Origin of the sequence: Lysinibacillus sp. JNUCC 51 (assembly GCF_015999525.1) — a bacterium.
Lineage (GTDB): Bacteria > Bacillota > Bacilli > Bacillales_A > Planococcaceae > Lysinibacillus > Lysinibacillus xylanilyticus.
In genome coordinates, this window is sequence record NZ_CP065545.1 from 1,006,978 (window position 1) to 1,030,862 (window position 23,885).

Below are 23,885 nucleotides of genomic sequence, written 5' to 3' on the forward strand. Positions count from 1 at the left end.
ACAGATGTCTTTTGTATCGAAAGCGAAGCGGCAGGTACAGATGTCTTTTGTATCGAAAGCGAAGCGGCAGGTACAGATGTCTTTTGTATCGAAAGCGAAGCGACAGATACAGAAGTCCCCCACCTCTATAGATGATGAGATGAATGAGGGTTTAAGTTACTTTTCAGCGGGTGTCCAAACACCTGCTGAAATAGAGGAACTCAGTCTAAGAACGCCACGTCCTGTGGCAACGACTGAGTGACCAACATCGTGTTGGCCTAATGCCTCGGACGCAATTACGCCGAGGCATAATTGACCAGAAGCTCGCCACTTCTCAATGTGGAAGGATAATTAATTAATTTGTGACAAACCACTAATGGAATGATAAGGAGTGTTATCAATGACTGTTTTACTTTTTGAAGTGCAAGACCATGTTGCCACAATTACATTAAATAGACCTAAAGCGTACAATGCTTTTAGTGAAGAAATGATTGCTAAATGGATTGAAGCCCTTGAAACTGTTCGTGATTCAGAGGATATACGTGTTGTCATCGTAAAAGGTAATGGAAAATCATTTTGCGCTGGCGGGGATATTAAGGCGATGCAAGCTGGTGAAGGATTTTTCCAAAGTGAGGACGATATCTCTTCTACAGGTTTAGCACGAAAAAATTCTCTTTGGAAAAAGATTCAGCGTATTCCCCTTCTCCTTGAAGAGATTGATAAGCCCGTTATTGCACAGGTGCATGGGTTTGCAATGGGCGCAGGACTTGATATGGCCTTAATGTGCGATATACGGATTGCTGCAAAATCTACGAAAATTTCCGAAAGCTATATTAATGTTGCGATCGTGCCGGGCGACGGTGGCGCTTATTATTTACCAAAATTAATCGGTATCGATCAAGCATTGGACATGTTCTGGACAGCTCGTGTATTAACTGCTGATGAAGCAAAAGACAAAGGTGTTGTGACATTTGTTGTAGAAGACCATGAGCTTGAAGAATACACATTGAATTATGCAAAGGAATTAGCAAGTCGTCCGACTACGACATTGCAATTCATAAAGCGTGCTGTTTATCAAAGTCAACGAATGGATTTACGTACTGCCCTTGATTATATTTCGTCACAAATGGCTATTGTAACAGAGCTAGATGATTTTAAAGAGGGTGTAAATGCAGTAGTAGAAAAACGTAAGCCTGTTTATAAATGACGAGTTTAGGAGGACGAACAATGCAACCTCTTGAAAATATTCGAGTATTAGATTTATCTCGCGTTTATGCTGCTCCTGCTGGCTCCATGATGTTGGCCGATTTAGGGGCAGAAGTAATTCGCATAGAACATCCAGATGGCTCTGATAGTATGCGTGATTGGGGGCCATTTGTGAATGGTCAAAGTACGTATTATTTATGTGCCAATCGCAATAAAAAATCGATCACATTAGATTTAAAGACAATAGCTGGCAGAGAAAAATTTAAAGAACTTGTCCAAGATGCTGATGTTGTCCTCGAAAATTTTAAAACGGGAGACATGGAGCGTATGGGGCTCAGCTATGAGGAATTAAGTAAAGTGAATCCTAGAATCATATATTGTGCAGTTACAGGATTCGGTCAAACTGGTCCTCTTGCGCACGAACCAGGCTTCGATCCAGTTATTCAAGCGATGAGTGGTTTAATGCATGTTACTGGCTCAACTGAAGGAGAAGCGACAAAAGTTGGTGTCCCTATTGCAGATATTTTAACCTCAAATTATGTCGTCATTAGTATTTTAGCCGCTTTACGAATGCGCGATCAATCAAATACAGGGCAATTTATTGATTTAGCTTTATTAGACGTTCAGATGAGTAGCCTAGCAAATGTAGCAAGTGCTTATTTAAATACAGGCTTTATCTCAGAACGTCTAGGTAATCGTCATAACAATGTTGCGCCATATCAAGTATTTAACTGTGGGGATGGCCCCTTAATGATTTGCGTTGGTACAGATGGACAATTTAAAAAGTTTTGCACGATGTTGAAGCGTGAGGAATGGGCCAATGATCCTCGCTTTATAACAAATACGATGCGCAAGCAACATGAAGCGGAGCTAGTTCGGATGATTACTGACATTACAATGACAAAAACACGGGATGAATGGATTACCTTATTGCAACAATACAAAATTCCAGGTGGACGTGTGAACACGATTGCTGAAGCACTAGAACAACCACAATTTATGGCACGCGACATGATTGGTGAGATAGAACACGAACAATATGGTACAGTCAGATTCATCAAAAGCCCGTTAAAGTTTTCTGATTTAGATATTCAATATAAATTAGCACCACCGATACTTGGAGAACATACAAATGAATTCCAAAAGTCCTCTCTACCAAAATAAAATTACGCTATAATAGAAGTACTTTAATGGTTCATCACTGATAGTTTGGCATGACATTTTATTAAAAAGTATGTCATGTGGATAAGTTGATTGGAGTGGAGACTGGGCGACTCCTTGGGGATTAGCGTCACAGATGAGACCCTGGAGCGAGCAACGCGAGTGAAGCGGCTCATCGGACGCCCCCAGGAAGCTTTGCTCTGCGCGAAAGCGAAGCGGCAGCGATAAAAGCGCCCAGTCGGAACGGAAATCAACCCCACGTTATGGTGATTAGCCAGTTTATCTTCATTTTATAAATGCTGTTATTGGCAAAAGCATAACAGCATGTATATCTGAAGATAAATCCTCCGGCAGATGTCGAAGAAAATTTTATTACGTAGGTGACGGGATGAATCAGGAGATTTTCGAAAAAAACTATACAATGTCATCGCTGCACAAAGCTATTAAAGTGTTAAAAGCTTTCTCAAAAGATGAACCTAGCCTTTCCCTAACTGAGTTAAGTAAAAAAACAGGGATTAGCATTTCCAGTTTACAGCGCTTCGTTTCTACCTTTGTGTACGAAGGCTTTCTACACAAAGATGAACGTACTAAACGCTATCAACTAGGTCATTCACTTCTGTATCTAGGCAATTTAGTAAAAGAAGAATCAAGTCTTATTATTGTCGCAGAGCCTATTTTAAAAAAGTTAAACCAAGAAATCGGCGAAAGTGTTTCCATGAATATTATTGATGGATTGGAGAGACGATGTATTTTAAACTACGATTCAACATATCCACTTTCAACGAAAATGTTTGTAGGTGACACCTCTCCCCTTTATGCAGGTGCATCATCTAAAATATTGCTCGCATTTATGCCAAATGTTGAAGAATATGTAGAGAATATAAGTCTTGAACGTATCACTGATAAGACAATACTTTCAAAAGAACAGCTGTTAACGGAATTAAAGGATATCTATATTCAACGGTTTGCGAAAAGTAATAGCGAACGTGTGCGTGGAGCATGCTCTGTATCTGCACCGATTTTAAATGCATCTCAACAAATCATCGCTTCAGTGACGCTGGTTATACCAGAAGTACGCTACAGTGACTACGATGAAAAGTTATTAATTGAAACTATTCAAAGCGTTGCATTAGAAATCGAAAAACAATTGTATTGATAAAAAGAATAAACCCGAATAGATTCACTTTTTAAGTGCTTTCTATTCGGGTTTATTGCTTTAATTATTTAGCTATCATCAAAAGTTGTGGATGACATTTGTTAAAAATACACCCTTGATATTAGTTGATTTGAGTGGAGACTGAACGCCCCCAGGAAGCTTTGCTCTGTGCGAAAGCGAAGCGACAGCAACAAATGTTTTATCTGTGCGAAAGCGAAGCGACAGCAACAACAACAAAGCGCAGTCGGAACAGAAATCAACTACACGTTATAGTGCAAAGTTAATTATTTACTAATCCTAAGAAGTCTTGCCAATGATTTAAGCGTGGCAGTACAACATGCTTGTTATAGGATTGATTTTTTAAAATCACTTTTGTATTCACATCTTGTAATGTTTCTAAAACAGCTGGTTTATCATCTACATAAACATCTAAAGCTAGTTCTTTGATGATCGCCACTTTCTCTGTATCCTGCATTCCGCAGAAAAAGTGACCTTCAGTGATTGGAAATCCTTGTGCTTTCATCCATGCTTGTGTTTGCTCACAATATTGTTTAGGACGTGAAGTAATATAATAAATGTCATGTCCTTGCTGTGCCAAATCTTGAAGCGTCTCTAAAGCTCTCTCAAAAGAAGGACAATCCGTAAAATAAATTTCCTCTAATGAACTATTCCACATCGCCGCTCCTTCTGCATCTGTTAATCCAAAAGGTTCGTGAATTTCAATTCTTTGCAAAGCTTGAAATACTTCTAGCTCAACATTTTTGCCAAGTTTTTTATTATAGAGCGCAAAGGCATGTGCTCGTAAATCTATGAGTGTGTCATCTATATCAAAGCCAAATTTCATGTTGTTTTTCTTCCCTTCAAGAAGCCTTGTTGATGAAGTTAGCCGCAAATGTTTGCTCTTTTTCAATTTGTTTCGCCAATACTTCTTCAATGGCTTGCTCGCGCATTTGTTGAAAATCTTGTACGTTAAAATGAACAAGCGTATCTTTATTTAATAATGACGCAAGACAATCTGCATCCTTAAGTGCACTGTTTAGCCCAAATGCTCCAGTTGGTGTCATCGTGTGAACAGCATCTCCTAATAGCACAAGCCCCTTTGTCCCCCAGCAGTCACAATGACTACTGAATACATCAAGCACGACAAAATCTTGCCAAGATCTGATATGTTCGTTTACAGTATAAGATAGTTCCGGAAATTGATCTGAAAGCTGTTGGATAAATGGAGTAAATGCTTTTTTTCTGAGCTGAGGAAAACTGCCTTGTTCAATATTCCAGCCAATTTGAATGAACCCACCTACCTGTGTAAATAAGGATAGCTGTTTATCACCTATTAATGCCATTTTAATCGATGGCTCCCATCCCCGAGGGGCAGGAATTTTTGCCCACAATAAATCAAAGCCATGTTTATGCTTTTGAATTTCAATGTGCGCTTTCTTTCGAATAGTAGAGTAACGACCGTCAGCACCGATAATTAACTGACTACTAATTTCAATGGTTTCCCCATCCCTTAATGCAATGACACCCGTATATCTGCCCAAAGAATCAATTATGAGCGTCGTCACCTTCGTATTTAGGAAACAAGAAAAGTGCGGAAAATTCTGCGTTTCTAGTAAGATTCCCTTTAATAGATTTGCTTGAGGAACATGAATTCCCAAATGCCCTACAGCATCATCAGGAAGAATAGTTTTTATTGCTCTACCGTCTGCGTAATATTCAAGCTTTCCCATACGTAATATACCGAGTGCTTCAACTGCTTTAAAAAGCTGGTGACTTTTTAAAACAGCCTCACCCTCTTCGTTTAAATGCTCACCACGAAATGCCTGCCCAAGTGCTGCGTTTTGTTCCAGTAGAATCACGGAAAGTCCTTTTTTCGCAAGTAAGTGCGAAAGAAGTGCTCCACCTGGCCCAGCCCCTACGATACAAACATCTGCTTGATATTTCACTTTTCTTCACCTAGCTTTGGATAAGCAATAATACGTAAATCTTGCCCTACTTGCTCAAACGAAGCAAATTCTACATCCCATGCTTCATCCATAGTAGATGGATTGTGACCAGCAATAGGTGTCAATGACAAACGACCACCGAGAATTTTTGGCGCTATGTATATCACATATTTGTTAATAGCACCTTGCTGTAAAAATGAAGAGTTGATTGTACTTCCACCCTCTACTAAAATATCCGTAATACCATATTGATATAGTTTTTCAAGCATATCATCAACAACAAGCCCCTCAGATTCATGTCGAACTGGCAATACAGTCACGCCTTTTTCCTCAAATGCTGTTATTTTTTCTTGGCTGGCATTCTCACTACATACAATAATTGTTTTCGCTTCTTCTACATTCAGAACATTGGCATGAGCAGGTGTACGAAGGGAGCTATCCATAATGATGCGCACTGGATTTTTTCCGTAACCTTCTTTTAATCTTGTCGTTAAGGATGGATTGTCAGCTAAAACAGTACCAACACCAACTAAAATACCATCCACCTCATGACGAATATGGTGAACATCCTCACGCGCTGCCTCACCAGTTATCCACTTGGAATGTCCTGTATGGGCAGCTATTTTCCCATCTAATGTCATCGCATATTTTGAAATAATAAATGGTCGTTTTGTTAGCATATTGTGAATAAAACGTTCATTTAAACGGCGAGCTTGAGCTTCTAAAATACCAACCTCTACCTCAATGCCCGCATCTCGTAACAGTTGAATACCACGTCCAGCAACAGCAGGATTTGGATCTTGCATAGCTACAACTACACGACTAACTGCTAATTCCTTCACTAAATTTGCACAAGGAGGTGTTTTTCCATAATGCGAACACGGCTCAAGAGTTACATAAAGTGTCGCACCCTTAGCATGTTCTCCAGCCATACGGAATGCATGCACCTCCGCATGTGGTTCACCTGCTTTTCTGTGTAAACCTGTTCCAACAATGACACCGTCTTTGACGATTACAGCCCCTACTAGTGGGTTAGGATTCGTATTTCCTTTTGCACTAGCGGCTAAATCAAGTGCTAACTGCATATATTTTTCATCTATTGTCATCTTCGTTCCTCCACTCACTTCTCTTCGCGCAAATGTCCAGATTTCTCTACTTTTGTGTCTAAATAAAAACGGTTTGTCTCCGTTAATCCTCCCCATAGTGGGACATGTCCTTCCGCTGCTAAACCATGTGCCTGTAATGCGGCAAGCTTCTTAGGATTGTTAGTAATCAGTGTAACTGGCTTTGAACGAAGTGCAGCTAAAACAGTAATGGCATCTTCATAAGAACGAGTATCGTCAGGGAAGCCTAAAGCATGGTTTGCTTCAACCGTATCTAACCCCTCTTCTTGTAATAAATAAGCAAGAGATTTCGAGAATAACCCGATGCCACGACCTTCATGATCTGCTAAATAGAAAATGGCACCACAGCCATGCTCTACAATCATTTTCATCGATTCATGTAATTGATAACCACAGTCACAGCGCTGGCTTCCGAAAATATCACCTGTATGACAAATGCTATGCATACGAATTAAAGCATCCTCTGCATGTGCAAAATCTCCATAAACAAGCACTGAGGACTGTTGTAAAAAGGCTAAGTTTGCAGATGCTAATCCATCAATAATTTCCTCTTTTGACGAATTTGCGCCCACTTTTAACCAGTTATACCATTGAAATGTTGCTGAAAATTCACCCTGTTTTACCGGTAATTTTACTGGACCAACTAAGCAAATACTTTCAGTTTCCGATTGCTTCACGATCGTCATTTTGTCTTTCACTATATCCAAAACTTTAGTAGTAATTGTCATATTTTCTCCAACCTTCTATTGTTAACAGCTAGCTAAACGTTCTAACTGAGTACTTGTATTTTCACAACACTTACATAATGTAACTTAGTTTATAATAATAACTAAGTCCTGTCAAACTATAGCTCCTATTCAATATAAAAAATGAATAGAAACAAAAAACTGCTATATTACGTTTTTATCATATACTAATAGCTTATGGAGATGCTATTTTTTCTGTGCAGGCTAGTCTATAATAAGCTGAGGGAACTGTAATGACGAAAGGAAGTTTAGAATGCAATTAGAAAAAAATGTGCAGGTGAAACAGCCAAAATACCAGCAAATTGCTGTCGATCTTGCCTCAAAAATCGTGGAAAGAAAATATCGAATAGGCGATAGAATTTACTCAAGATCATCTCTAGCAAGCCAATACAATGTATCTGCGGAAACTGCAAGAAGAGCGATCGCTGTCTTACAGGACTTGGAAATCGTTGAGGCCACTAAAGGTAGTGGAGTTATTATCATCTCATATGAAAAGGCTGCACATTTTGTCCGCCAATTCCATGATGTTCAATCAGTCCACGAACTGCAACATGAGCTTATGACTAGCATCCAAAAGCAGCACCAAGAATTAATAAACCTACAGGAAAAGACTAAACAACTGATTAGTCGAACTGAACATTTCAGATCCGTCAATCCGTTTATTCCTTATCAATTAGAGATGACAGCTGAAAGCCCTTGTATCCACCAAACAGTACAGGAATTGAATTTTTGGCAAAATACATCTTGTACGATTGTCGGAATTCGTCGTCAAAATGAATTATTACTATCTCCTGGTCCATATGTGTCCTTGGAAGAAGGAGATATTATATACTTTATCGGTAATGACGAAAGTTTCGCTCGAGTTCAGAGCTTTTTATACCCAAATTAAAATCCGCTTAAACGCTGATATAACAGCGTTTAAGCGGATTTTTTCTATTTTGTCGATTTGACAAAAGTAACAACTCTTTGTTAGGGTTAAGTTGTTAATTGTTTATATTTGGGTATCATTATCCTCAAATAGTATTTATCTTCATTCAGTGTGTGTCCAAACACCTACTGAAATAGAGGGACTCAGCCTAAAGAATGCCACGTCCAGTGGCAATTATCTGTGCGTAAGTAGTAACACCCTTACGCCAAGGCGAAATTGATCTACAAAAGGAGTGGTTCTATTGGAAAAAATAAAAGTGGAACATGTTTCTAAAGTTTTCGGGAAACATATTCCCCAAGCATTAGAACTCGTCAAGCAACAAAAAAGCAAGACTGATATCTTAAAAGAAACAGGTGCAACAGTTGGTGTATACGATGCAAGTTTTACCGTAAATGAAGGTGAAATTTTCGTTATTATGGGGTTATCAGGAAGTGGGAAGTCGACACTTATCCGACTTTTAAACCGTCTCATAGAGCCTACAAGTGGAAATATTTACATCGATGGAGAAAATATTTCTAAAATGGGCAAAGAGAGTTTACGTAATGTAAGAAGAAACAAAATGAGTATGGTCTTTCAAAACTTCGGTTTATTCCCCCATCGTACACTTCTTCAAAATACTGAATATGGTCTTGAAATAAGAGGCGTCTCAAAGGAAGAACGACAAGCAAAAGCAGAGCAGGCTCTCGAAAATGCAGGCTTACTTGCTTATAAGGACCAATATCCAAGTCAATTATCAGGTGGTATGCAACAGCGTGTTGGATTAGCAAGGGCACTTGCAAATGACCCTGAAATATTACTAATGGATGAGGCTTTTTCTGCACTCGATCCATTAATTCGAAAAGAAATGCAAGATGAGTTACTTGACTTACAAAGCACATTGAAAAAAACAATTTTATTTATCACCCACGATTTGAATGAAGCATTACGTATCGGTGATCGTATCGCTATTATGAAAGATGGCTCAATCATTCAAATCGGTACAGGAGAAGAAATTTTAACAAATCCTGCAAATGATTATGTTAAAACCTTCGTAGAAGACGTCGATCGCTCTAAAGTATTAACTGCTGAAAATGCCATGGTTCGACCTATATATGTCAATGTAGATGTAGATGGACCGACCGTAGCACTTAAAAGAATGCGTGAAGAAACAGTTAGTTTACTAATGGCTGTTGACAAAAACCGACATTTAAAAGGCTATATTACTGCTGACGACGCTAGGGCTGCAGCTAAAAAACAAGAACAAACGGTACATTCAATTGTTCAATCCGATATGTTAACCGTTCCACCAGATATGCTTTTACAGGATATTCTAGGCATGATTTATAATTCTCCTACTCCTATTGCAGTTGTAAAAGATGAGCGCTTACTTGGCGTTCTCATCCGGGGCGTTGTCATCGAAGCACTTTCAACTAGCGATGAGGAGGCAGTTTCACATGAATAAATTTTTAGACAATATCCCAGCTATACCATTGGGACCATGGGTAGAATCAGTTATGGACTGGTTGACGAGTAATTTTTCAGTGTTTTTTAACTTAATTCAAAAAAATGGAAAACTACTCATGAATCAGGTCACTGATTTGTTAGTGAGCATTCCTCCGATAATTCTAATTTTACTTGTTGTCATTCTTGCCTTTTTCATTACCGGCAAAAAATTCGGGCTCGCAACGTTTTCATTAATTGGTTTGTTATTTATTTATAATCAAGGCTTATGGACACATCTTATGGAAACAACTACGCTCGTGCTCTTTTCAAGTATCATTTCAATTATTTTAGGTATTCCTCTTGGCATTCTAATGTCCAAGTCAACTGTAGCAGAAAATGTGATTAAGCCGATACTCGATTTCATGCAAACAATGCCTGGCTTCGTGTACTTGATTCCTGCAGTTGCCTTCTTTGGTATTGGTATCGTACCTGGCGTATTTGCATCCGTTATTTTTGCCTTACCACCAACTGTACGTATGACGAACCTTGGAATTCGCCAAGTACCAAAAGAATTAGTAGAAGCTGCGGATTCATATGGTAGTACTTCAAATCAAAAACTATTTAAAGTAGAAATCCCACTTGCAAAATCAACTATAATGGCGGGGATTAACCAGACTGTTATGCTATCACTGTCAATGGTTGTTACTGCCTCAATGATCGGTGCACCTGGTCTAGGACGCGAAGTATTAACTGCACTACAACGTACACAGGTTGGAAATGGCTTTGTTGCTGGTTTAGGTCTAGTAATTTTCGCCATTATAATAGACCGCTTAACTCAAAGCTTTAATAATAAGAAAACCGTATAAAAAAAGACAATTGATTAACGCAAATCTTAGTTCTTCACTTTCACAACTGAGATTTACATTTTATAGTTTGGGACAAAACTATTAATATACGAAAGGAAGATTCGATGAAACTGAAAACATTAACTAAATTAGGAATGGTTTTAGGGCTTGGCTTTTTGCTAGCCGCATGTAGTGGTGATGATTCAAGTAAGAGCGATGGTAACTCAAAGGACGTCAATCTAGCCTACGTTGAATGGGATACAGAAATTGCTTCAACTAATGTAGTTGGTCAGGTGCTAGAGGATTTAGGCTACAATGTAACATTAACACCACTTGATAATGCAATTATGTGGGAGGCTGTTTCAAAAGGTGAAGCAGATGGTATGGTAGCTGCATGGTTACCAAATACTCATGCCCCACAGTACGAAAAATATAAGGACGATCTTGATGAGCTAGGCGAAAACCTTTCTGGTGCCAAAATAGGTCTAGTTGTACCAAGCTATATGGACGTTAATTCGATTGAGGATTTAAAAAATCAAGCAGATCACACAATTACAGGTATTGAACCTGGAGCAGGGATTACAGCTGCTACTGAAAAAGCTTTAGATGAATATGATAATTTAGCAGATTGGAATCTATTAACTTCTTCATCTGGTGCTATGACAACATCTCTTGCTAAAGCAATTAAAAATAAAGAAGACATCGTCGTGACAGGCTGGTCTCCTCACTGGAAATTCGCTAAATATGATCTTAAATACTTGGAAGATCCAAAAGGCGTTTATGGTGGCGAAGAAACGATTAACACATTCGCTCGTAAAGGTTTAAAAGAAGATCAACCAGATGTATATTCTGTACTTGATAACTTCCACTGGACATCAGAAGACTTAGAGAGTGTTATGCTAGAAATTATGGACGGCAAAGACCCAAAAGAAGCTGCTAAAGATTGGGTAGAAGCCAATGCAGATAAAGTTGCTGAATGGACAAAGGATGTAAAGAAATAATTTTCAACAAACGACGGACAACTGACAATGTTGTCTGTCGTTTTTTTCGGTCAATAAAAAAGTCACCCCGCAACGATTACCGATGCCAGATGACTATTAACTAAGATAATAATTTCAAAAATATCGCTGCCCCTAAAACAAGAACAATGCAAACAATACGTCTCCAATCCTTAGATTCATTGAACAACAACATACCAAGTAATGCACCACCTGCCGCTCCAATTCCTGTCCAAATTGCATAGGCTGTACCCATCGGTAATGTTTCCATGGCATATGCAAGACCAGCAAAGCTCAATGTAAACGCAAAAATCAATAACACTAAATTTTTAATACTTTTAGCATTATTATATTTACTAATCATATAAACACCCATCATCTCACATAGCCCCGCGACTACTAATGCAAACCATGCCATTATTCATTCACCTCTTTTTCTTTAGGCTCCCCTGTCACTAGCTTTAAACCGACGACGCCCGCAAGTAAAACGACGATACATAAAATTTTGCCTAACTTCCATGGCTCTCCGAACAATAAGCTATCAGCACACACAGTACCCGCTGTTCCCAAGCCAACGAATACTGCATAAACAGTGCCGACCGGTAAGCTTTCTCCAGCCTTAATTAGTAAATAAAAGCTAACAAAAATTGCAATAGCTGTACCAGTCCATTCGAGTGCATTTTCTGCATGCTTTAAGCCAATAACCCAGCCGACTTCAAAAAAAGCGGCAATTATGACACTTAACCATTGTTTGTTCATTGCGAATCCCTCCATTTTATTGTTAGACACGGATGAATGACTTTTATGAGCAGTTCTCTTTGAGTAAAGCGAGTCGTCCCAGACATACCTAATCAGTTTGGTGACCTACCTGAGCACTTCTTCGGCTTACCCGAGAAGTTTCGGTGACCTACCCTCAATCAGTGTTCGGTAACCTAAACCTTGAATTGTCCTTTTTCTTTAACTTCCTTCCCTCTGTTGCCCAAAAAAAAAGCCTATGGAGCACTGCTGTAAACAGTACCTCCCAGGCTTTTATCCTTCCGTGTCACAAAATCAATTTGTGGTTTTCTCTCGGACCAGACTAGCATTTGCTACGGAACCCTAGAAAACTATCATATTTGATTGTGATACTAGTATAGCAAACTATTCAGTCATTTTCTACCCGTTCATAACCAACTTTTTCAACTAGTGCTTGCCCCTCATCTGATACAATCCAGTCAATAAACTTCTTTACATTAGGGTTATCTGTTCCTGCTGTAACAGCATAAAATTCAGATACGAGTGGGTATGTACCATTACGAATATTTTCCTTTGTGGGCGCGATCCCATCAAAGGACAATAATTTAATTTCTTTGTTATTCACCATTTCTGTTGAGTAAAATCTAAACGTGTAGCCAATGGCATTTTTATAATTACGATATTCTGATACCTCATGAATAATACCACCCATACCAGTTGCAACATTTTCAGCAGGTGCTTCCATGATTGGTGTATCTCCCATAATACTTTCAAGTGCTGTTTGGCTTCCACTATCTGCCGGACGTTGAAAGGCACGAATCGCAGCATTTTCACCACCGACCTCATGCCAATTCGTAATTTTTCCAGCGTATATTTGTTTGAACTGCTCCGGTGATAAATTTTCTACGCTGTTCTTATGATTGACGAAAAAGACAAATGCCTCTCGTCCAATAGGGGTCATGTCAAATGTAAGACCTTTCATCTCTGCTTGCCTCTTTTGTGATTCAGATGGTGCTGCTACAAAAATCAGGTCAACATCTCCTGAAATCAAATTTTGATAAGCTTCGGGTGTACGACTCACCATCACTCTACTTCTATCATATGGATAGTTACCCTTTGGATATGTCGCTTCTACAAAGGCAGCATACAGTGGATACATCGCCGTCGCCCCATCTAAGCGTGGTAGTGACTCAACTAATTGCAATGAAGCCTTTGAATCTGACTTCACTACTTTATTTTGCTCTGTAAATGGTTGATAGACTAACACATTAACTTCTGCATCAACAGTTGGAATACTCATTTTATAGTAATATTGAATAGGTTTAATCGAGGCTATCAACAACGCAATGCCCATTATTCCAGCTGACCATATCTTCCGTTTTTTTGTTGTCAACCAATTAAAAATTAAACAAACAAATAGGACAAATAAACAGATCGGTACAGTTAAGAGTAATCCCCAAAAATGTAGCCCACCACTAATAATTACATACAGCGCAACTACTCCAGTGAAAAATAATAATCCTATCAGTACAAAAAGTGACTGTAGCACTTTCAAAATCAGTGGCTCCACCTCCAAATGTGTAATTTTATACCAACTGTTTTTATAATAGGTTATTTCGGGAAGATAACACAACTATGTATTCAGAAAATTATGTTAAAATGAAACATAGTATTGTAAGGAGGTATTACATATGGCAATTGAAAAAGTGCGTAAACATTTAGCGCAATGGAATGTGGAACACAAAATACAGGAGCTAAACGAAAGCTCAGCGACCGTTGAACTAGCGGCACTGGCACTCGGGTGCGAGCCTGAACGCATTGCGAAATCCTTATCGTTTCTCGTGAACGATGGAGCGATATTAATTGTTGCTGCAGGCGATGCCAAAGTCGACAATGCAAAATATAAAGCAGTCTTTGGTACAAAGGCAAAGATGCTTGGAAAAGATGAAGTGCTTGAAAAGATTGGACACGAGGTAGGAGGTGTTTGTCCTTTTGGTGTGAATGAAGGCGTGGCTATTTATTTAGATGAATCACTTAAACGCTTCACAACAGTATTCCCTGCATGCGGTAGTAGCAACTCCGCTATTGAGCTTACTATTTCTGAACTAGAAACCTATACTCCATATCAAGAATGGGTTGACGTCTGTAAAGGCTGGAACGAGTAAAATAATTATCGGCGAAACTTTATAAAGTCTCGCCGATTTTTTTTAGGTTTCTTCCCTATATCCAACGGCTAACCAGTGAGAATCCCATTCTGTAATTTGATTGCCTACTCTACAAGATAAACCACATGCACGATTATCAGCGATAAATGAGCCGAGTAACCATTTCTTTGTCTGTAATCCATCCTTTAGCTTTATTGTTATAGATGGCATTTCCACATACTTCTGATAAATAAACAAATTATCATCATAATGGGTATATGCAGAGGCATTCGTTTTCGTACCATCCCCTGCATAAATTTCTACAGTATTCCCTTCTCGCGAATAGACAGGTTTCTTGACAAACGGCAAGTTTTCCTGAACAAATGGCTCCGCTGAAAGATACGTTGGCAACATATATTTTTGAATAGCAGTTCGCTCTTCTGCATTAAAAAGAAGAGGATCATCTTTTCGCTCCCAAATCAGCCATAATAAAATTTTCGATTGCAGTACATATGCAGCGGGTGCGTTAATAATAGCAAGCTGCCCATCTTTTACAAGCTCCAGTAATTGTAGACCTATACGATCACCGTCGGAAGACACATCATCTATTAAAAACTCTACTGGGTGTGCAGGACGATACAAAATATCAATTTTCTCCATTGTAGGCGTATAAAGGCCAGGAGCTATATTAGCAGTGTTGCTAGAAAAAATAATGAGCTCTTGTATAGGAACATATTCTACATCAAAAGGTATACATTTCTTTAAAAACTGTACCTGACAGTATTCCTCATAATCTTCTGCAGCCGTTTTCCCTGTAATGACGATTTTAGGTTTTTTCAAATCATTTAAATAATGCATAGCCGCAAAAAGTGCTCCAGACAAGGTTTTATGTAATGCTGAAACATCATTCGGACTATCAAATTCTAAATGCTGACAAAGCGCTTCATTGATTTCAAAGGTTTCTTGGACAAGAAATGGCGTTTCACCATTTAGTTCAAGACATTTTATTTGTCCGTCCTCTGTACAAATAAAATCGAAGCGAGCTAGTATCGATTGTTGCTGTAAATAATCTAATTGAATATATGGGAGCATTTCAGAACGAATGCCTAATGCTAAAAGTTGTTCATCCGATAAATGCTTAAATTGTTTCCCAACCTTTAAAAATATTTTCCAAAGTATAGTAGATGCATAGTTGATTTCATCAATCTTCTCTTTAGGTAAATCTAGAACATCATATAAAGCATACTCTAGATCCTCAAAGTCAGGAAAGAAATTAGGGAATTGAGAATAAAATGCTTGGCGTTGTTGAAAATAATTATCCATATTGTTTTCTCCTTTTACGAAGATGAAGAGCCGCCTCGAGAGGCACCACCTGAGCCAAAGCCTGATTTCCCTGTGCTGGATGATGAGTTATTTGAATAAGAATTAGAACTATTCGTCGATGAACCTGAACTATTTGAGTAAGAACGCTTGCCACTCGAATAAGACTTGGTACCGTCTGTATTTGAATTTGAGCTATTTGTTGTTGAGTTATTTTTTGTTGAGCTATTTGTTGTTGAGTTATTTTTTGTTGAGCTATTTGTTGTTGAGTTATTTGAACTACTAGATGTTGTACCAGATGGTTTTTGTGTGCCGTTCGTCGTGATTCCATTTGAATTTGTAGTATTGCTATGCGTTGTACGCGGTACTGCTGAACCACCGTTTTTATATTCTCTATCTGTACCATTTCTTAGATTGCGGCTTTTATAAATAGCGCTTCCTAGCATTGCTCCGGTAGTTGCATACATAAGTCCATTAAAGAAATGATGTGCATATTGAGGCGAATGCTCATCTAGACACTCGAACGAACCATCATCACTTTCTTCCCATTTATCACATGCATTTGCCATGTCGCTATCATAGACGCTTTGTAAACCGTTCCCTGCTGTTGTAGTATCATTTTCTTGCGTTACATTATTTGTTGTAGCAGGAGACTCTTCAACAGTCCGCGTTTCTGTATTCCCACATGCAGCTAATTGCATAGCCATAAATGACGCTGTTGTAACTGCAATATAATTTTTCATTTGTTTTGCCATATCACATTACTCCTTTATGTCGATATCTATTTTACGGATATCTCCTTCTTTAGGTTTCATTTTTTACAAATTCATACATATTATTATTGCACTAAAAACTCCCTAATGGATTTGAATCATTCACCATCAGGGAGTTTCGCACAAAATTGTTTATTTATTCGACACTGCTTTTCTTCCATATGTCATGAAGCGCCATAACTTTTCAAATGGCCCCATTTTAAAGAATTTAAACCAGATGACACTAAAGATAATTTGAATGACAAAAGTTAGGATTGCAATGATCACTACTTCAGAAGGCGAAACAACTTCAAGCCCCATTAAAGACATAATAGCTAGGCCTATAAAGCTTTGAGCTAAATAGTTTGTAAATGCCATCTGACCAACTCGTCCAATTGGTTTAAGAAGCTTCGCAATTTTCTTATTCTCTAATATAACAAATAGACAAGTTAAATAAAAATACGTTGTTGGAATTACCCCTAAACCAATAATGAATTGTAGATTTTGATCTTCCCCTTGAGCAGCAAACCAAATCCAAAGAGAGATACCTACAAAAAGTGGGAATGTCACAAATTGAATCCATTTTATTTGTTTTGAGTATTCACTTACATGACTAATCCAATCAGCTTTTGCTACTAAAAGGCCAGTTAAAAACATAATAAAAATAGTAACTGCATCATTTCCTAAAAATCCAAAAACAGTTGAAAAGGCTCCTTGGTTTGGCATAAATATTTGCCCGAGAATGCTTAGGACATGAACAGTAATGATAGCAAATAGCCAGTTACTAATTGTTGAAACCTTTGCATTATAGAATGGAATTAGTAAAAAACCTAATACTGCATAGATAGCGAGGATTGAACCCCAAAAAATAAACAAATGGACAATACCAATTAATAATAAAGCTAGTAAACGTCTTGCAAAACGCCATCTTGGTTTATCGCCACGCGCTTCTGCACGTGAAGCAAAAATATAAAAACCTACACCAAAGAGGAATGAAAAAATCGAAAAGAATTTCTTCTCAATAAAAATATCAATAAGCGTATCAATAATACCATTAATTCCACTATAGTCAGGCATCGGTCCTCCCTCTACTATTACTTGGTAGGCCGCTACATTTATAAACAAAATTCCAAATAACGCTAGCCCACGAATAATATCTAATGAAACGATTCTTTCTTTTTGAGTAACAGACGGATTCATTCTTAAAAACTCCTTATCTTTCATACTTTACTGCGCTATGGCTATCATAACCTCCCATCCTTACAAAAGTTTTTTTAAAAGCTTACAGAAACCTTACATTTATAGAAATGTCTCATCCGTTATTGCTTTTTTCACTTACATTAGTTTTTAATCCCCTTCTAAAAGCAAAAATTTCATATTTTATAGTAACAATTATTTCTTTTAGAAAAGGAGAATAGATGATGTACAGACACCGCAAATTTGGTTTTTGTTACCCTGGTTATAAATACTGTGGACCAGGATGTTCAGGACCAGGTAGACCTATCAATGCCGTAGATTCATGCTGCAAATTACACGACGAATGTTATGCTCGATATGGTAGATGTAGATATTGCGATGAAATGTTCCAAAACTGCTTACGACCACAAATGAACGCTAATACTAAAATGGCTAGAGATGCTAGATTGTTTTACAATATCTTTGATTTGCGTAACGGGTTCTTTTAAACAATAAAAAAAGCTCACGATGTTGTTTTTACACCGTGAGCATTTTTTATGAGTCAAGATTTTGTATACACTGCATATTTTTGCGGATTAGTAAAACCTAGCTTAATGCCTAAATGATAAGATGCTTGGTTATGAATATCACAATCCCAACAAGGCTGTATATCATTTAAAAGGCAATAATCTATGAATTTCTCTGCAATGAAACTTGCTAATCCTTGTCCTCTATAATTCGGATCAGTTACTATATCAATCTCTGCGAAATGATCTGATTTAAAAATAGAGACAGCTTCGCTAATAATCTTGTCTCCATCCTCCAGACAAAAACCAAAGCCATTTTCAAGGAAATTATTTGTAGAACCCCAATATTCCTCATAATATTGATTGTTAAATTCTAAACAATGTTCAATTTGATGTTGCTTGATTTTAATGAATTCATAGTCATGTGACTCTCGCCTTTCTCTTTCGTTATAAGCATTAATAGCAAAGCTAAAAGTGTATCTTTCTAGTTTTTTCACAAGACCATCTAATCTTTGTTCAATTTTTGTGTTCCAATCATCTGAGTAAGAAAACAATGTAAAACGTTTACTTTGTTCAATAGATTCTTGTAGTAAAGATCTAAGTTTATTTACTATTTGCTCGCTGGACGAATCTCCATAAACATAGTATATTCCTGACTTGGTATGAAAAAGTAGTGAATGAAAGCTTTCATTGTCGGCGTAGACAGTGCCTTCTATCACCTGATCCAGTATGCTATAGACAAATGTTGGCGCCTTTTCTATTGTTTCTTTGATAATCGAATAATTCTCGGCAGTTACCATGATCATTATCATTTCCCCTATTCTTTTGATACATCTTCCTACATTATAGCGTTGATAGAAATTATTGGGGTTATTGTTTAATATTTAATATTGTATAATGAGTACATAAAATTTGAAGGGACTGAATTATGCGCAGATAGCAATATTTTTCATCCAAATATAATCAATTATGCCTCGGCATAATTGTGTCCGGAATCGGCTTTGTGCCTGCACAAAGAACTCCTTTCCGATTCCGTGACATCCGCCGGAGGCTTTAACTTCTTTCAGCGGGTGTTTGAACACCCGCTGAAAAGTAACTTTAATCTGCATTCATCTCTCCACCTAAAGAGGTGGGAGACTTCTGTACCTGCTGCTACGCTTTCGGTACAAAAGTGATTTGCTGAAAGAAGTTAAAAAATTGGAGGTAAAAGTATTGATTGAACAAATAAACACCAAAAGATTATATTTAAGAAAAATGAAGAAGGCTGATGCACATATTCTATTTAATATTTGGTCAGATCCCGATGTGACAAAGTTTATGAATATCGCCAATTTCACTCATGAAGAACAAGCAAAGGAAATGATTGAACTTTTTGATGAATTAACTGAGGAGCGCAAAGCTATTCGCTTTACCATTATTGAGAAGGAATCTAATGAGATAATCGGCTCTTGTGGATTTAATTCATTTAACGTAGATAATGCCTCAGCAGAAATCGGCTATGATCTTGCTAAAGCTTATTGGGGAAAAGGCTATGCGCCAGAAAGTATTTCGGCTTTGATTGATCTTGCTTTCACCACTTTAAACATAAATAAAATTGAAGCAAAAATTGAGCCTGGTAATATAAATTCTATAAAAGTAGTAGAGAAATTGAATTTTACTTTTGAAGGAACATTTAAAGAATATGAAGAATCAAAAGAATCTTCTTATGATATTAATGTTTATTCTTTAATTAAAAGTTAAAATTATAATAGCCAAGAATGTTATCGTATTAACATTCTTGGCTGCTTCAGTTACTTAATCGGAATCCAAATTTCAGAATTAAGATCAAGACTTAAGAGAACTTCGTCTGAGTACGTATGTACAAATAAGCAATCACCTATGCTTATTAATATAAATAAGAGTACAGAGAACGTCAGACACTATAACCTATTTAAAATATATTCAATAAATCAATTGGCTTTTCGATGATATAGTCATACTCCTCTGGCTTACCAAAACCATATGAAGCAAAAACAAAGGGAATTCCTACAAACTTAGTGGCCAGCATATCTCCCTGTGTATCTCCCACATATATAGCATTTTTTATATGGTTTCTTTCCATAATTAATTGAATGTTTTCACCCTTTGACAAGCCTGTACGCCCCGGATTTTCAAAGTCGAGAAAATATCTCTCTAGTTTATGATAAGCATAAAATGTTTCAATGTAGCCCTTCTGACAATTGCTCACAATGAACAAACGGTATTTTTTTGAAAGAGCTAGTAAAGTTTCCTCTAACTGCGGATATAAAATACCGCCATTGCGTAATAAATCATCTTGCTCTTGCTGGCAGCATGCTAAAATAAGCTCCATTTGCTTTTCTTCATCAAGATAATCAAATAATACAGCGGCTATTTCTTTAATTTGTAACCCCATCGTTCCAGATAAATCTTCTTCGGTTATCTTTCCTTTACCGAAAGGAGAGGCCTGAACTACGTGCGTCCATGATTGCGCTACTGTTTTTCTTGAATCCCAAAGTGTCCCATCCAAATCGAAAATTATGCTATCTATATCCATATACAACCTCCTTCATCACATTATACAAAATATGGATGTTAAGAAACACTAAAAAATTTCTCTAAAGGAGACTTTTAGATATAAGATACGATGTTTACTATGTTGGGTTACGCTAAACATCACTACAAAAATGGATTTGGCAAACTAATCGTTTACCAAATCCATTTTATCTTTATTGAATAGGAATCCAAATTTCAGAGTATGAATCAGCGCTATATGCATCTTCATCAGGATAAACTTCAAGTTCAGCTGTTCCTGCTGGTTTATACGGATTAGATGGGAACCACTCTGAATAAATCTGTTTCCAAGTATTTTGCATAGCATCTGGCATAGGGCCATGTACCTCAAAGACAACCCACTTCGATGCAGGTACCTCCATCGCTAATAGATTTTCTCCCACTTCTCCTACATGATCCGTAGCAATCCAGTAATCAATGAAACCATTTTGTCCTTGGGTTGTATTTGGTACACAAACACCTAGCGTCCCTTTGATGCTTCCATTATTTAATTGGATAAGTTGATGATCGAAGTTTTTCGAATTCATCTCATTCCAAAATTGAGGAATGCCTTGCAAGTTCTCACCATTTTGAGAATTATATGTTCTTTTTACCCCTACCACTTGAAACTTTTCTTTTTCTACGATTTTATACTTCATTGGTTCTGCTCCTTTCAGGCTTACCTGGATGACCAGGCGATTGTATGATTGTAGTTGTCCTTGCTTCTTTCTTGCTTCACTAGGCGTTAGTTGATGCTGCTTCCGAAACGCTTTTGTGAAAGCTTCAGGAGAGTCGTAGCCATATTTGTAGGCGAGATCGATTACTTTCTGCTCTGTATTTATTAACTCCTGTGCAGCTAATGTTAGCCTTCTACGTCTTATATAATCTGCAATAGACATATCCGTTAAAATCGAGAAAGTCCGTTGAAAATGAAAGACTGAAGAATTAACCTCTCGTGCAATTTGCTCCATTGTGATGTCATCTAATAAATGCTCTTCGATATAATTAATTGCTTTTTGAATCGACTCAATCCAACTCAATTGCTCTCACTCCTTGTTTATAGCTTAAAACATCAGAAATAGTTATACCTGTCTTTTTATGCTAACTTTGGACTGGTTAAAAAGAAAGCTTTATTTTCACCATAGCGGGTGTTGTTTTCCGTTCCGACTGGTCGCTTTCCTAGGGGCGTCCGATGAGCCCCACGGAGTCGCCCAGTCTCCACTCCAATCAACCTATATGTATAGAATCAACAAAAGTCATACCTATTTTTGGATAATATAGGTTAAAATTAGTATAAAAAATTGGATTGGAGGTTTTGATTTTGAGTAAATGGCAAGGAGCTGCAGGAATTTGCTTAAATGAAAATAATCAATTATTAATGGTTTTGCAAGGTACTAAAGAGGAAGTAAAAACATGGGCGGTACCCTCAGGCGGGAAAAAAACTACTGAGAATTTTGAGGCATGTTGTATCCGCGAAGTGTATGAAGAAACCGGATATATAGTAGACATCGTCAGAGAAGTATTACATAAAAATAATGATGTAATAGAAGTGCGTTATTTCGAAACAAGCATTAAAGGTGGTCAAATGATGATACATGATCCCGATGAATTGATTTATGAAATCGCGTGGAAATCAAAAGATGATTTACTAGGTTTAACATTAACTTTCCCTGAAGATAGACAATTTCTATTATCATTATTTCAATAAACCTACCACAATAAATGATGAGAAGCTTAGTGCTTGGCATTATCTCAATCGCGGATATTTATGTTTCTTCCGCGGGTATTTCCCTTTCACCCGCGGGTAAACACTTATACTATGATTATTTCATTTTTACACTTTTTCAACGGCCGCTTCGTATATCAATTCATTATCGATTTTAATATACTGATTTTTCGCTGCTTTACAATAGCCTTCTTGTTCTAAAAAATTCTTCAACTCAGATTTCTTCGCAAAAATTTTTTCAATGACATTCTGCTCCACCGAAGTTTCATCTGTTTTTTTAGCAATTGATACCCAATATATTTTTGACAAGATATTTCCCCCTTTGAATCAATTATTTATAAATAATTAAAGCTGAATGTATAACTGTATGTTCCCCTATATATAACGTATTGTATTTAATATCCACTATTAAATATTCGCTTAAATCTAATAGAGCGTTATTAATATCATGTTCAAATTGTACAATATCATTATTTTGAATCGTTACTACTTGGGTCGCTTGTGTCATACATTTTCCCCCTTTTCTTCTAATCATAGATTAATAGGAAGTATTTGTAACAAAATATTTTCGGTTGTAGCTGAGAACGTAATAGGAGTAGATAGACCACGAGAATATTATACGAAATATTTGGTAATATATGCTTAAAATTCCTTTTTAAACGTGAGATGATTGGAGCGAAGCTGAGCAACTTCTTAGGTTCAGCATTAAGATGAAACCCTCGAGTTCATTTAAAAGGTATTGCAATTAAGGAGCTTAATAACTGGTTCTTATATGTCGAGACTCGTAGTAACGAAAGTATAAAACACAATATTAAGGAGTTATTGCTTACAACTTTTTTGTTCGAAATGACAGATACCTTCAAAATTCTACGTCTGTCTTAATTTAATGTTTAGCTGGTCTGCTAAAGAAGGAGTTTTAGTATGGATATTAAAGTAACGGCAGAAGTATATAGATTAGGGATTTTAATAGATTTTTATACTGTTCAGGATGTGATTAAATGGGCTGATAATGTTATTGAACACCTTGATAATCTGCCGTATGTAGTAATTGAAATATCATTGTCTTCACAGAAAAAACCAATTGATGTCTGTTCAAAATTAAAATTGTTCAATGGAGATTTAAATAATAACGACCTTCCTTCTAAGATATTACTCGGACTGCTGAACGAATATTTTCTTTCAACTAACAACGTATCAGAAGTTTTTTCAATGTTATTTCGATTAATTGACCATTTACAGTTAGAGGAAAGTAATAAGTGGATAGAGGTTGAAATGAATTACTTATCGGATGCTTTTTATTTAGCAGACCAAAATATATATGGTGATTTGAAAGAAGTGGGTAATAATTTAAAGAATTATTTATCTCAGTTCGAAGATTATGTAAAATATTTATCCATATAGCGGCATTTATGAACTACATTAAAGGTGAAATATGATCAGGAAA

General features: G+C 37.1%; 29 protein-coding genes, 1 pseudogene and 1 riboswitch. Of the genes and pseudogenes, 14 read left to right on the top strand and 16 right to left on the bottom strand.

Translation table 11 applies throughout. The features are described from left to right. Window positions 1-4 precede the first annotated feature (4 nt). The 4 genes from JNUCC51_RS05190 to JNUCC51_RS05205 all read left to right on the top strand — a co-directional run bounded on the left by JNUCC51_RS05190 (window position 5) and on the right by JNUCC51_RS05205 (window position 3,502). Window positions 5-241, top strand: a complete 237-nt coding sequence (locus tag JNUCC51_RS05190) for a hypothetical protein (RefSeq protein WP_337991134.1) — start codon at window positions 5-7, stop codon at window positions 239-241. A gap of 138 nt (window positions 242-379) precedes the next feature. Continuing rightward, window positions 380-1,186 (top strand): enoyl-CoA hydratase/isomerase family protein, encoded by an 807-nt coding sequence (locus tag JNUCC51_RS05195; protein ID WP_337991135.1) that lies wholly within the window; start codon window positions 380-382, stop codon window positions 1,184-1,186. Between the two features lie 20 nt (window positions 1,187-1,206). Then, entirely contained in the window at window positions 1,207-2,349 is a 1,143-nt protein-coding gene (locus JNUCC51_RS05200; protein WP_337991136.1) for a CaiB/BaiF CoA transferase family protein, read from the top strand. 385 nt (window positions 2,350-2,734) lie between these two features. Next, complete coding sequence (locus tag JNUCC51_RS05205; protein ID WP_337991137.1) at window positions 2,735-3,502, top strand: IclR family transcriptional regulator; 768 nt, start codon at window positions 2,735-2,737, stop codon at window positions 3,500-3,502. A 280-nt stretch (window positions 3,503-3,782) separates the two neighbouring features. Here JNUCC51_RS05205 and JNUCC51_RS05210 read toward each other — a convergent pair whose 3' ends face one another. The 4 genes from JNUCC51_RS05210 to JNUCC51_RS05225 are packed head-to-tail and all read right to left on the bottom strand — an operon-like array spanning window position 3,783 to window position 7,300. Next, the gene (locus tag JNUCC51_RS05210; RefSeq protein WP_337991138.1) at window positions 3,783-4,346 is read right to left on the bottom strand and encodes a 5' nucleotidase, NT5C type; all 564 of its coding nucleotides are present in this window, start codon (window positions 4,344-4,346) and stop codon (window positions 3,783-3,785) included. Window positions 4,347-4,362: 16 nt separating this feature from the next. Then, window positions 4,363-5,448, bottom strand: coding sequence for an FAD-dependent monooxygenase (locus JNUCC51_RS05215; RefSeq protein WP_337991139.1), 1,086 nt, complete (start codon window positions 5,446-5,448; stop codon window positions 4,363-4,365). After that, window positions 5,445-6,554 carry a bifunctional diaminohydroxyphosphoribosylaminopyrimidine deaminase/5-amino-6-(5-phosphoribosylamino)uracil reductase RibD gene (gene ribD / locus JNUCC51_RS05220; protein ID WP_337991140.1) on the bottom strand — a complete coding sequence of 370 codons (1,110 nt, stop codon included), beginning with the start codon at window positions 6,552-6,554 and terminating at the stop codon, window positions 5,445-5,447. The genes JNUCC51_RS05215 and ribD overlap by 4 nt, the downstream gene beginning before the upstream one ends. A gap of 14 nt (window positions 6,555-6,568) precedes the next feature. Further along, window positions 6,569-7,300 carry a GTP cyclohydrolase II gene (locus JNUCC51_RS05225; protein WP_337991141.1) on the bottom strand — a complete coding sequence of 244 codons (732 nt, stop codon included), beginning with the start codon at window positions 7,298-7,300 and terminating at the stop codon, window positions 6,569-6,571. Window positions 7,301-7,571: 271 nt separating this feature from the next. On the opposite strand from JNUCC51_RS05225, the gene JNUCC51_RS05230 reads away from it, so the two are divergent. The 4 genes from JNUCC51_RS05230 (at window position 7,572) to JNUCC51_RS05245 (ending at window position 11,514) form a co-directional block, all read left to right on the top strand. Next, on the top strand, window positions 7,572-8,207 hold the full coding sequence (locus JNUCC51_RS05230; RefSeq protein WP_337991142.1) for a GntR family transcriptional regulator: 636 nt from the start codon (window positions 7,572-7,574) through the stop codon (window positions 8,205-8,207). A 280-nt stretch (window positions 8,208-8,487) separates the two neighbouring features. Beyond that, on the top strand, window positions 8,488-9,687 hold the full coding sequence (locus JNUCC51_RS05235; protein ID WP_337991143.1) for a quaternary amine ABC transporter ATP-binding protein: 1,200 nt from the start codon (window positions 8,488-8,490) through the stop codon (window positions 9,685-9,687). Beyond that, window positions 9,680-10,534: an ABC transporter permease gene (locus JNUCC51_RS05240; protein ID WP_337991144.1), complete on the top strand. Its 855-nt coding sequence runs from the start codon at window positions 9,680-9,682 to the stop codon at window positions 10,532-10,534. The genes JNUCC51_RS05235 and JNUCC51_RS05240 overlap by 8 nt, the downstream gene beginning before the upstream one ends. A gap of 104 nt (window positions 10,535-10,638) precedes the next feature. Then, complete coding sequence (locus JNUCC51_RS05245; protein ID WP_337991145.1) at window positions 10,639-11,514, top strand: glycine betaine ABC transporter substrate-binding protein; 876 nt, start codon at window positions 10,639-10,641, stop codon at window positions 11,512-11,514. 100 nt (window positions 11,515-11,614) lie between these two features. Here the strand turns inward: JNUCC51_RS05245 and JNUCC51_RS05250 are convergent, their stop codons facing one another. The 3 genes from JNUCC51_RS05250 to JNUCC51_RS05260 all read right to left on the bottom strand — a co-directional run bounded on the left by JNUCC51_RS05250 (window position 11,615) and on the right by JNUCC51_RS05260 (window position 13,804). Next, entirely contained in the window at window positions 11,615-11,929 is a 315-nt protein-coding gene (locus JNUCC51_RS05250; RefSeq protein ID WP_049668658.1) for a DMT family transporter, read from the bottom strand. After that, window positions 11,929-12,270 carry a DMT family transporter gene (locus JNUCC51_RS05255; protein WP_100544768.1) on the bottom strand — a complete coding sequence of 114 codons (342 nt, stop codon included), beginning with the start codon at window positions 12,268-12,270 and terminating at the stop codon, window positions 11,929-11,931. The genes JNUCC51_RS05250 and JNUCC51_RS05255 overlap by 1 nt, the downstream gene beginning before the upstream one ends. A 257-nt stretch (window positions 12,271-12,527) precedes the next feature. Further along, a riboswitch (guanidine-I (ykkC/yxkD leader) is annotated at window positions 12,528-12,624 on the bottom strand. A 31-nt stretch (window positions 12,625-12,655) separates the two neighbouring features. Further along, a complete protein-coding gene (locus JNUCC51_RS05260) occupies window positions 12,656-13,804 on the bottom strand; it encodes a PstS family phosphate ABC transporter substrate-binding protein (protein ID WP_443136995.1) in 1,149 nt (382 codons plus the stop codon). A gap of 133 nt (window positions 13,805-13,937) precedes the next feature. Between JNUCC51_RS05260 and JNUCC51_RS05265 the strand changes: the two genes are divergently transcribed. Further along, entirely contained in the window at window positions 13,938-14,411 is a 474-nt protein-coding gene (locus JNUCC51_RS05265; RefSeq protein ID WP_337991146.1) for a YbaK/EbsC family protein, read from the top strand. A gap of 42 nt (window positions 14,412-14,453) precedes the next feature. On the opposite strand, the gene JNUCC51_RS05270 is transcribed toward JNUCC51_RS05265, so the two are convergent. The 3 genes from JNUCC51_RS05270 to JNUCC51_RS05280 form a co-directional block, all read right to left on the bottom strand. Next, on the bottom strand, window positions 14,454-15,713 hold the full coding sequence (locus JNUCC51_RS05270) for a glutathionylspermidine synthase family protein (RefSeq protein WP_337991147.1): 1,260 nt from the start codon (window positions 15,711-15,713) through the stop codon (window positions 14,454-14,456). Between the two features lie 14 nt (window positions 15,714-15,727). Continuing rightward, a complete protein-coding gene (locus tag JNUCC51_RS05275) occupies window positions 15,728-16,465 on the bottom strand; it encodes a hypothetical protein (RefSeq protein ID WP_337991148.1) in 738 nt (245 codons plus the stop codon). A gap of 150 nt (window positions 16,466-16,615) precedes the next feature. Further along, window positions 16,616-17,662 carry a DUF418 domain-containing protein gene (locus JNUCC51_RS05280; protein ID WP_337991149.1) on the bottom strand — a complete coding sequence of 349 codons (1,047 nt, stop codon included), beginning with the start codon at window positions 17,660-17,662 and terminating at the stop codon, window positions 16,616-16,618. A 221-nt stretch (window positions 17,663-17,883) separates the two neighbouring features. On the opposite strand from JNUCC51_RS05280, the gene JNUCC51_RS05285 reads away from it, so the two are divergent. Then, window positions 17,884-18,147, top strand: a complete 264-nt coding sequence (locus JNUCC51_RS05285; RefSeq protein WP_337992188.1) for a Parvovirus coat protein VP1-like protein — start codon at window positions 17,884-17,886, stop codon at window positions 18,145-18,147. A gap of 53 nt (window positions 18,148-18,200) precedes the next feature. On the opposite strand, the gene JNUCC51_RS05290 is transcribed toward JNUCC51_RS05285, so the two are convergent. After that, on the bottom strand, window positions 18,201-18,971 hold the full coding sequence (locus JNUCC51_RS05290; protein WP_337991150.1) for a GNAT family N-acetyltransferase: 771 nt from the start codon (window positions 18,969-18,971) through the stop codon (window positions 18,201-18,203). A gap of 120 nt (window positions 18,972-19,091) precedes the next feature. Next, window positions 19,092-19,274: a hypothetical protein gene (locus JNUCC51_RS05295; RefSeq protein WP_337991151.1), complete on the bottom strand. Its 183-nt coding sequence runs from the start codon at window positions 19,272-19,274 to the stop codon at window positions 19,092-19,094. Window positions 19,275-19,377: 103 nt separating this feature from the next. Here JNUCC51_RS05295 and JNUCC51_RS05300 point away from each other — a divergent pair, with 103 nt between their 5' ends. Next, a complete protein-coding gene (locus JNUCC51_RS05300) occupies window positions 19,378-19,905 on the top strand; it encodes a GNAT family N-acetyltransferase (RefSeq protein WP_337991152.1) in 528 nt (175 codons plus the stop codon). A 190-nt stretch (window positions 19,906-20,095) separates the two neighbouring features. On the opposite strand, the gene JNUCC51_RS05305 is transcribed toward JNUCC51_RS05300, so the two are convergent. Next, complete coding sequence (locus tag JNUCC51_RS05305; RefSeq protein ID WP_337991153.1) at window positions 20,096-20,719, bottom strand: HAD family hydrolase; 624 nt, start codon at window positions 20,717-20,719, stop codon at window positions 20,096-20,098. 172 nt (window positions 20,720-20,891) lie between these two features. Then, on the bottom strand, window positions 20,892-21,755 hold the full coding sequence (locus JNUCC51_RS05310; protein WP_337991154.1) for an AraC family transcriptional regulator: 864 nt from the start codon (window positions 21,753-21,755) through the stop codon (window positions 20,892-20,894). A gap of 281 nt (window positions 21,756-22,036) precedes the next feature. On the opposite strand from JNUCC51_RS05310, the gene JNUCC51_RS05315 reads away from it, so the two are divergent. Then, window positions 22,037-22,423: an NUDIX hydrolase gene (locus JNUCC51_RS05315; protein ID WP_337991155.1), complete on the top strand. Its 387-nt coding sequence runs from the start codon at window positions 22,037-22,039 to the stop codon at window positions 22,421-22,423. A gap of 126 nt (window positions 22,424-22,549) precedes the next feature. Here the strand turns inward: JNUCC51_RS05315 and JNUCC51_RS05320 are convergent, their stop codons facing one another. Together JNUCC51_RS05320 and JNUCC51_RS05325 are read right to left on the bottom strand one after the other, a co-directional pair. Further along, window positions 22,550-22,750 carry a hypothetical protein gene (locus tag JNUCC51_RS05320; protein WP_337991156.1) on the bottom strand — a complete coding sequence of 67 codons (201 nt, stop codon included), beginning with the start codon at window positions 22,748-22,750 and terminating at the stop codon, window positions 22,550-22,552. A 22-nt stretch (window positions 22,751-22,772) separates the two neighbouring features. Then, on the bottom strand, window positions 22,773-22,949 hold the full coding sequence (locus JNUCC51_RS05325) for a sporulation protein Cse60 (protein ID WP_156304561.1): 177 nt from the start codon (window positions 22,947-22,949) through the stop codon (window positions 22,773-22,775). Between the two features lie 224 nt (window positions 22,950-23,173). Between JNUCC51_RS05325 and JNUCC51_RS05330 the strand changes: the two are divergent. Further along, window positions 23,174-23,323, top strand: a pseudogene (locus tag JNUCC51_RS05330) (IS1595 family transposase); the annotation flags it as partial. A gap of 39 nt (window positions 23,324-23,362) precedes the next feature. Next, the gene (locus tag JNUCC51_RS05335; RefSeq protein ID WP_337991157.1) at window positions 23,363-23,842 is read left to right on the top strand and encodes a hypothetical protein; all 480 of its coding nucleotides are present in this window, start codon (window positions 23,363-23,365) and stop codon (window positions 23,840-23,842) included. The last annotated feature ends 43 nt before the right edge of the window (window positions 23,843-23,885 follow it).

Coding starts and splice junctions, on each gene's coding strand:
- JNUCC51_RS05190 (WP_337991134.1), top strand. CDS start 5: ATGTCTTTTGTATCGAAAGCGAAGCGGCAGGTACAGATGTCTTTTGTA.
- JNUCC51_RS05195 (WP_337991135.1), top strand. CDS start 380: ATGACTGTTTTACTTTTTGAAGTGCAAGACCATGTTGCCACAATTACA.
- JNUCC51_RS05200 (WP_337991136.1), top strand. CDS start 1,207: ATGCAACCTCTTGAAAATATTCGAGTATTAGATTTATCTCGCGTTTAT.
- JNUCC51_RS05205 (WP_337991137.1), top strand. CDS start 2,735: ATGAATCAGGAGATTTTCGAAAAAAACTATACAATGTCATCGCTGCAC.
- JNUCC51_RS05210 (WP_337991138.1), bottom strand. CDS start 4,346: ATGAAATTTGGCTTTGATATAGATGACACACTCATAGATTTACGAGCA.
- ribD (WP_337991140.1), bottom strand. CDS start 6,554: ATGACAATAGATGAAAAATATATGCAGTTAGCACTTGATTTAGCCGCT.
- JNUCC51_RS05225 (WP_337991141.1), bottom strand. CDS start 7,300: ATGACAATTACTACTAAAGTTTTGGATATAGTGAAAGACAAAATGACG.
- JNUCC51_RS05230 (WP_337991142.1), top strand. CDS start 7,572: ATGCAATTAGAAAAAAATGTGCAGGTGAAACAGCCAAAATACCAGCAA.
- JNUCC51_RS05240 (WP_337991144.1), top strand. CDS start 9,680: ATGAATAAATTTTTAGACAATATCCCAGCTATACCATTGGGACCATGG.
- JNUCC51_RS05245 (WP_337991145.1), top strand. CDS start 10,639: ATGAAACTGAAAACATTAACTAAATTAGGAATGGTTTTAGGGCTTGGC.
- JNUCC51_RS05250 (WP_049668658.1), bottom strand. CDS start 11,929: ATGGCATGGTTTGCATTAGTAGTCGCGGGGCTATGTGAGATGATGGGT.
- JNUCC51_RS05255 (WP_100544768.1), bottom strand. CDS start 12,270: ATGAACAAACAATGGTTAAGTGTCATAATTGCCGCTTTTTTTGAAGTC.
- JNUCC51_RS05265 (WP_337991146.1), top strand. CDS start 13,938: ATGGCAATTGAAAAAGTGCGTAAACATTTAGCGCAATGGAATGTGGAA.
- JNUCC51_RS05270 (WP_337991147.1), bottom strand. CDS start 15,713: ATGGATAATTATTTTCAACAACGCCAAGCATTTTATTCTCAATTCCCT.
- JNUCC51_RS05275 (WP_337991148.1), bottom strand. CDS start 16,465: ATGGCAAAACAAATGAAAAATTATATTGCAGTTACAACAGCGTCATTT.
- JNUCC51_RS05280 (WP_337991149.1), bottom strand. CDS start 17,662: ATGAATCCGTCTGTTACTCAAAAAGAAAGAATCGTTTCATTAGATATT.
- JNUCC51_RS05285 (WP_337992188.1), top strand. CDS start 17,884: ATGTACAGACACCGCAAATTTGGTTTTTGTTACCCTGGTTATAAATAC.
- JNUCC51_RS05290 (WP_337991150.1), bottom strand. CDS start 18,971: ATGATCATGGTAACTGCCGAGAATTATTCGATTATCAAAGAAACAATA.
- JNUCC51_RS05295 (WP_337991151.1), bottom strand. CDS start 19,274: ATGCAGATTAAAGTTACTTTTCAGCGGGTGTTCAAACACCCGCTGAAA.
- JNUCC51_RS05305 (WP_337991153.1), bottom strand. CDS start 20,719: ATGGATATAGATAGCATAATTTTCGATTTGGATGGGACACTTTGGGAT.
- JNUCC51_RS05325 (WP_156304561.1), bottom strand. CDS start 22,949: ATGACACAAGCGACCCAAGTAGTAACGATTCAAAATAATGATATTGTA.
- JNUCC51_RS05335 (WP_337991157.1), top strand. CDS start 23,363: ATGGATATTAAAGTAACGGCAGAAGTATATAGATTAGGGATTTTAATA.